This window comes from Methanospirillum sp., assembly GCF_035560735.1.
In the GTDB taxonomy this organism is placed as follows: domain Archaea; phylum Halobacteriota; class Methanomicrobia; order Methanomicrobiales; family Methanospirillaceae; genus Methanospirillum.
In genome coordinates, this window is the sequence record NZ_DATMYY010000351.1 from 1 (window position 1) to 5,811 (window position 5,811).

A 5,811-nucleotide genomic window follows, 5' to 3' on the forward strand; every position below is an offset into this window, starting at 1 on the left:
ATGAAAAAAATATGGATGATTGGCTACAGAACAGCAAATAATTCTTTAAAATGTGATTGGTAAAGTGTAATTCTAAAAAAAGACCGAAATTAGATCCTTCCGGTCAGAACAGAGAGTCTGCTCATATGATCCATTGAGAAAGCAGCGAGTGAGAGGGGATCAGTCTGTATTGATCCATCCTCCTGTTCTTCAAGCGAAGTGAGAACAATCCCTGCAAATTCTATAGATTCTTCTAACAGAGAGATATACTGCCGGTAGAGCAGGTATAATGCAATCAGGTTAATCCCACATGCACTTATGGCAGCTCCGGATATCAGTTCAAGGATCATATTTTCCCCCCGTTTTTTAAAAGATCCCTGATTGTCATGTTTCCGGAGACAAACCCCTGACTTATCATACTCCTGTTTCCGTTCATCTGTGAACCGATGAAAACCATACCTGATCCGTTCGTTGCCATCATATCAGAGAATGATTGTCCGACTGTTCGTGATGAATCAAACTCTCCATGTTGCAGTATTCCGGATATTACACTGGATGCTTCAGCGAGAATCTTACCATCTGTTTCGTCCAGGAATGCACATCTGGATCGTATATCCGAATTTTTCACAGCACCTGAGGCGAATTCAGTGAAGAGCACCGGTCCGGTACCAGAAACAGAGAGATCTTCATTAATTTCCCTGCCATTTTCACTGGTTCTGCTCACTTTTGCAGAATCAAGGGCCATCACTCTTGATGCCATTGATCCGTTCTCATCTGAACCGGCAGATGAAAGCATCACTGATCCATCAGACGAGATGGTAGTTGCATGATATTCTGCTCCAGCTAGCCCGGCAATAAGCAGGAATATTAATCCTGCTATGATGTAACTCCCTTTCATGTTCCCCCCCGGAAATGAAAAAGAATTACCGATCATGCCAGAATGGCAACAGTATCTGCCCAGGTTTCAAGTCCGGTTCGGATTGCATCAGCCTCATAACTGGAGAGGTTGACACTATCACGTTTGAACGTCACCGAATAGAGTTCTCCATTGCTTGCATGACATTTGAGTGTGCAACTGAAGGTATCTTCAGAACTGTCACGTGATGCTGAAACACCAGAACCCATTGCGGTAGTGATTGCAGCATTACCTGTGATCTGAGTTACTGCAGTGTTTACTGCTGCCATTGAAGGTCCACGGACTGGAATCTTTCCAATCTGTTTTGCCTCAGAGTTTTCATAGGTTACCGCAGCAGCATACGTCTCTTTTGACTTTTCTACTGCAGGTTTGGTAACTCCGGCCGACTCGTACGCTGTGCATCCCCATGGATTGTTTTCAAGCACATCCTGGATGAGTGCGCTAAAGGAAGCATAGTCCGAGATCGGTGCAGTTAATTTTCTGGTTGCAGACTTTACAACGCTTTTTTGTGTGAAATCCCCCATCTTTTTCACCCTGTCGCTTTTTCTGCGACACTATGGGGTAGGTCACGAGTATATAAATTATTCTGGGTGGGGGGTGAAACAGGCTCAAATATGTATTCAGATCAGAGATTGGAGGTCATACAAGATCACCTGCTCTGGCATTTCGCTGCTGACAGGAGATTTTTGGATATTGTGCATGCATGCGCAAATATCGGCTTTAGGTAAAAAATCGTAAAGCGATTAACTTTATATGTACATATATATTTCGTCAACTTGTCGAGGTTATACCAAAACCTTTACGAATGTCTCAGAAAGACTATGTGTTCGTGCCAGAATTCTGGCATCAATTAGAAACGAACGCATTTGAACAAGAGTAAATGAGGTATCATCATGACACCAGGAATTGTGATATGATAGACGTGTACTCCCCTAGAGTTATTGTTGCTTGCAGGCTTGGTAACTTGGGGAGTGATCATCTATCATCGGCAGGTCTGTTAAGAATATCTGTCCTGTCTGGTAGGATAAGAGGAAAACTGATAAATCGGGTTGGGTTTTTCATTGTTCACGTCTGGAGATCAGAGCTCCAGGGAGAAGGGTAGATGAACCCATCATCTGATTATCAGAATGGCAGAATCGCCGAGTATGCAGTCAGGGAGTATCTTAAAAGACAGGACTATTATGTTGTCAGGATAACAGAGCGACGTCCCGGTTCTATCCCGTTTAATCTGATTGCATGGAAATTTGATGAACTTATATTCATCAAGGTGAAATCCATCAGGCGTGATCTTACACGAAAGTGTTTTCGCAGAGAGATTGTCGAACTCTCTGAATTCTTTCGCAGTAATACAATTCCCGGTTTGATTCAACTCTGGGTTTTTGAGGATTCTGCCTATAAAGCGTACCAGATTCATGCAGGTGGGGCGGTACTAGTTGGAGAGTATAAAATTGGAGATTATAAGGATGTCAGATCATAATTCACTCCGATCTGATGTTCAATCCAGGTATCATCTGGGAAACTTCTCCTGCAGAACTGCTCTTATAAAAGGGATTTTTAGAATCTGCCGAGGTGGTTATGCCTGAAGAGGTTCAGGTGAAGGAGATACTCTCTTCTCTGAATCTCCTTTCTCAGCATGAAGGGACTTTTGAGATCAGGATCATCCGGGATGATGGGATCTGTAGCGGGTACTTTTCAGATCTGGAGAAAGCAGCTACAGACATTCTCAGGTACGATGCAGATAGTAAGGTTTCAGGGATTTATGTCACTCTGAATGATGTTGATCCAGCTCTTTTAGCCCGTCGAGCAAACCGGATCAAGTTCAGGCTTGGTAAAAAAGATGCAAGTACTGGTGATGCTGATATCATCAGGCGTCGTTGGCTTCCGATTGATATCGATCCCTGTAGGCCGTCAGGTGTCTCTTCTTCAGAGAGTGAACATGCCGATGCTCTTTGCAGAGCTGATACGATAGCAGAATTCCTTACCGAGTCCGGATGGCCTAAGCCAATTATTGCTGATTCAGGTAATGGTGCTCATCTTTTGTACCGTATCGATCTCGCTAACAATGATGAGAGTAAAACCCTGGTCAAATCAGTGCTTGAGTTTCTTGACCGGCGGTTTTCTGATTCACGTTCCACAGTGGACACAGCGAACTTCAATGCTTCACGAATCTGGAAGGTGTATGGAACACTCTCTCGAAAAGGTGATAATCTTCCTGAACGGCCACACCGGAGATCAAAACTCCTCAGCGGTCCTTTAGAGCCAGATTCATCTGATCATCTTGTTGGTGAAGAACAAATTCAACAATTGCTCTCTTCAGAGAAGTCTGAACTTCCATCTTGCAGTAATGTAGCATCGAATGATCTAAAATCTGATGCGAGGATCGATCTTGGCTCCTGGCTTTTAGAGCATCAACTCACCTGTACAGAAAAACCGTACAAAGGTGGCCGGATCTTTGTACTAGATGCCTGTCCGTTCTCTTCAGCTCATACAGATGGAGCATATGCTATTCAGTTTGAGAACGGTGCGATCTTTGCAGGTTGTCATCATACATCTTGTGGAAGTGGAAAGCAGCGATGGTCTGAACTTCGAGCCATGTTTGAACCTCCCAAATTGGATGTTGAGACAAGACTTGCGAGGAGACGTTCAGAGCGAATCAGGGCAAAGATGGAGGCTGAAGGTCGGCTTCCTGCGACTGAGTATGAGATTGCACAGGCAAAGGCTCTGTATGAAGCTGCAGGTCCTGTCGAATCTGCTTCTGATTTTTCTAAAGATAAGCAGAATGAGATTGATGAGAAGATCGTTTCCATGAGCACCGGCATTCTAGAGTCTTCTGATCCCCTCTTATTCATGCTTGAGACATTTGCATCAGTGCATGAAGGTGATCAGACTGTTGCCGAATGTCTTATTCATTCGCTTGCGTCCCGGTCGGTTATCAACAGTAAAGGGCTTCATGTCTCTATCACCGGTGAGTCAGGGAAAGGGAAGTCTCATGCTATCGAGACGATGAAGAGTCTTGTTCCAAAGAAGTTCAGACTTGAAGGCAGGCTGAGTGATAAGGCACTCTTTTACATGGAGGATCTCTCTGCAGGCAGTGTCATTACTCTTGATGATGTGAGTCTTTCAGATCAGATGCAGGAGATTTTGAAAGGGGTTACGACTTCGTTTCAGAAACCGTTTCCATACCGGACAGTGAACAAGGATCGAAAGGCTGAGACCTATATGATTCCTGAACGATGTGTCTGGTGGATTGCAAAGGTAGAAGGTCCCGGTGATGATCAGGTTTTCAACCGGATGCTTACCTGCTGGATTGATGATTCTGATGAGCAGGATAAGAGGGTGCTTGACCGGACCCTTACAGGAGCTGAGAATCTTCCTGATGCGAGCGGTCCTGAACCTGAGGAGGTACTTGTGTGCAGGCAGATCTGGGAGTCTCTCTCGCCGGTCTGGGTTGTGATTCCGTATGCAACAAAGATTAGGTTTCAGTCTGCAGAGAACCGACGGAATCCTGACATGCTTCTTGATCTGGTGAGGACGAATGCAGCACTCAACCAGCGTCAGCGTGAAACAAAAACTATCGGCTCTGTGACATGTGTGATTGCTGATAGAACTGATTTTGTCGAGGCAGCACGGCTGTTTGCAATGCTGAATGGTGAGACCGGGGCCCAGGCCAACAAACTGACGAAACGTGAGAGTAAGCTCATTGGTATTTTATCTTCGATGAATCAGTCAGAGGTGACGATTGGAGATCTGCAGCATGCTTCAGGTCTTACAAATTCATCGGTTGGAAAACTTCTTCACGGGTATCATTCGTATGGCAAGACGTACTCTGGTCTGCTTGATAAGTGTCCGGCTGTCTCGTTTCTTGACCGGACGGTGACGAGTGGTGATGAAGGCTGTTCGACAATGAGACGATCACGTGTGTATCTCTGGGACGCTGCTCTGTACAAGGCCTGGGAGAAGGGTGGAAGTGTCTGACTCTGTGATGATGAGGAAGAGCATGGTTCAGATGATTCTGATGGTCATGATCCTGATTCCAAGACCGAGTCATCTGATCTTCCTCATGATGATTCATCTTCCCCGGATGCTGTGATGTCATTTGCAGATGTGAAGTCACACAATTTTGTGAAGATTTCTGGTCATTCTGATCGTCGCAGGTGTAGTGTCTGCGGGAAACGTCCGACAAAGTATCAGGAGCGGATATCTCATGGGAGTTCACCGGCTATTCAGCGGATGTTGTGCCGTTCATGCTATAGTCGTGCTGTTTCGCGTGAGGTTGCATCCATCATTGCTCTTCCGGGTGTGATAGATACAACGAATCTTGTGAAACGAACAGTTCCCAGTGGGAAGTGTCAGGTCTGTAATCTTCAGCCTGCTGTCTGGTCAGATCCAAAGTCCAGGGTTCATGTTTGTGATCAGTGCTTCAAGAAGGCGAAACACGATGATGATGACCCCTTTTCTTCCAGTCCAGGTCCTCCGTAAGCGGTTTGAATTCTGATTCCAGGGCCTGATTAAATAAATTTACTGTACGGTGTCAATTTATTATTTTGAACAAAAATGTCATGTGATGGGTATTATGAGTCAGTTCATTGTGAATGAAAAAGGAGAGTCCGGGTTTGAGCTTTGTGGACGGATTATCAAAGAGAATGAAAATCTTGTAGTGTTTGTTGATGAGGTGGGAAGGTTTGAGATCCCGGGGAGGGTTTTAGGTTGTATTCTGGCCGGTCTCGGTGATGAAGAGTTGTCCTGGGGGAGAGTTCGGCTGTCTACGAGTGGCCGGGGGTTGTATTTAGAGATCAATGAGATGAGTTATGCAGTTCCGGTCTCACGGGTGAGGGCAGTGATGGAAGGGAGAAACCGGAAAGGTCCTGTTAGTTTAGTCCGGTAAATAAATCTTTTTTTAAGTTGTTGTTAGGGTC

The 5,811-nt window shown here is 45.2% G+C and carries 7 protein-coding genes; 4 read left to right on the forward strand and 3 right to left on the reverse strand.

What is annotated here, in order from left to right; all coding sequences use genetic code 11:
- Positions 1-89: 89 nt before the first annotated feature.
- From VN429_RS10385 to VN429_RS10395, 3 genes are read right to left on the reverse strand one after another with little or no spacing between them, the layout of a single operon-like run.
- Entirely contained in the window at positions 90-329 is a 240-nt protein-coding gene (locus tag VN429_RS10385; protein ID WP_325632991.1) for a hypothetical protein, read from the reverse strand.
- Positions 326-877 (reverse strand): hypothetical protein, encoded by a 552-nt coding sequence (locus VN429_RS10390; RefSeq protein WP_325632993.1) that lies wholly within the window; start codon positions 875-877, stop codon positions 326-328. Before VN429_RS10390 ends, VN429_RS10385 begins: the two co-directional genes overlap by 4 nt.
- A gap of 32 nt (positions 878-909) precedes the next feature.
- Positions 910-1,419, reverse strand: coding sequence for a hypothetical protein (locus VN429_RS10395; protein ID WP_325632995.1), 510 nt, complete (start codon positions 1,417-1,419; stop codon positions 910-912).
- Positions 1,420-1,997: 578 nt separating this feature from the next.
- Between VN429_RS10395 and VN429_RS10400 the strand changes: the two genes are divergently transcribed.
- The 4 genes from VN429_RS10400 to VN429_RS10415 all read left to right on the forward strand — a co-directional run bounded on the left by VN429_RS10400 (position 1,998) and on the right by VN429_RS10415 (position 5,780).
- On the forward strand, positions 1,998-2,372 hold the full coding sequence (locus VN429_RS10400) for a PDDEXK family nuclease (protein WP_325632997.1): 375 nt from the start codon (positions 1,998-2,000) through the stop codon (positions 2,370-2,372).
- Between the two features lie 98 nt (positions 2,373-2,470).
- Positions 2,471-4,870: a hypothetical protein gene (locus tag VN429_RS10405; protein WP_325632999.1), complete on the forward strand. Its 2,400-nt coding sequence runs from the start codon at positions 2,471-2,473 to the stop codon at positions 4,868-4,870.
- A 114-nt stretch (positions 4,871-4,984) separates the two neighbouring features.
- Positions 4,985-5,374 carry a hypothetical protein gene (locus tag VN429_RS10410; RefSeq protein ID WP_325633001.1) on the forward strand — a complete coding sequence of 130 codons (390 nt, stop codon included), beginning with the start codon at positions 4,985-4,987 and terminating at the stop codon, positions 5,372-5,374.
- A 94-nt stretch (positions 5,375-5,468) separates the two neighbouring features.
- Entirely contained in the window at positions 5,469-5,780 is a 312-nt protein-coding gene (locus tag VN429_RS10415) for a hypothetical protein (RefSeq protein ID WP_325633003.1), read from the forward strand.
- The last annotated feature ends 31 nt before the right edge of the window (positions 5,781-5,811 follow it).

Bases quoted from the DNA above. Each gene is read 5' to 3' on its own strand.
- VN429_RS10400 (WP_325632997.1), top strand. From the start codon at position 1,998: ATGAACCCATCATCTGATTATCAGAATGGCAGAATCGCCGAGTATGCA.
- VN429_RS10410 (WP_325633001.1), top strand. From the start codon at position 4,985: ATGTCATTTGCAGATGTGAAGTCACACAATTTTGTGAAGATTTCTGGT.
- VN429_RS10390 (WP_325632993.1), bottom strand. From the start codon at position 877: ATGAAAGGGAGTTACATCATAGCAGGATTAATATTCCTGCTTATTGCC.
- VN429_RS10385 (WP_325632991.1), bottom strand. From the start codon at position 329: ATGATCCTTGAACTGATATCCGGAGCTGCCATAAGTGCATGTGGGATT.
- VN429_RS10395 (WP_325632995.1), bottom strand. From the start codon at position 1,419: ATGGGGGATTTCACACAAAAAAGCGTTGTAAAGTCTGCAACCAGAAAA.
- VN429_RS10405 (WP_325632999.1), top strand. From the start codon at position 2,471: ATGCCTGAAGAGGTTCAGGTGAAGGAGATACTCTCTTCTCTGAATCTC.
- VN429_RS10415 (WP_325633003.1), top strand. From the start codon at position 5,469: ATGAGTCAGTTCATTGTGAATGAAAAAGGAGAGTCCGGGTTTGAGCTT.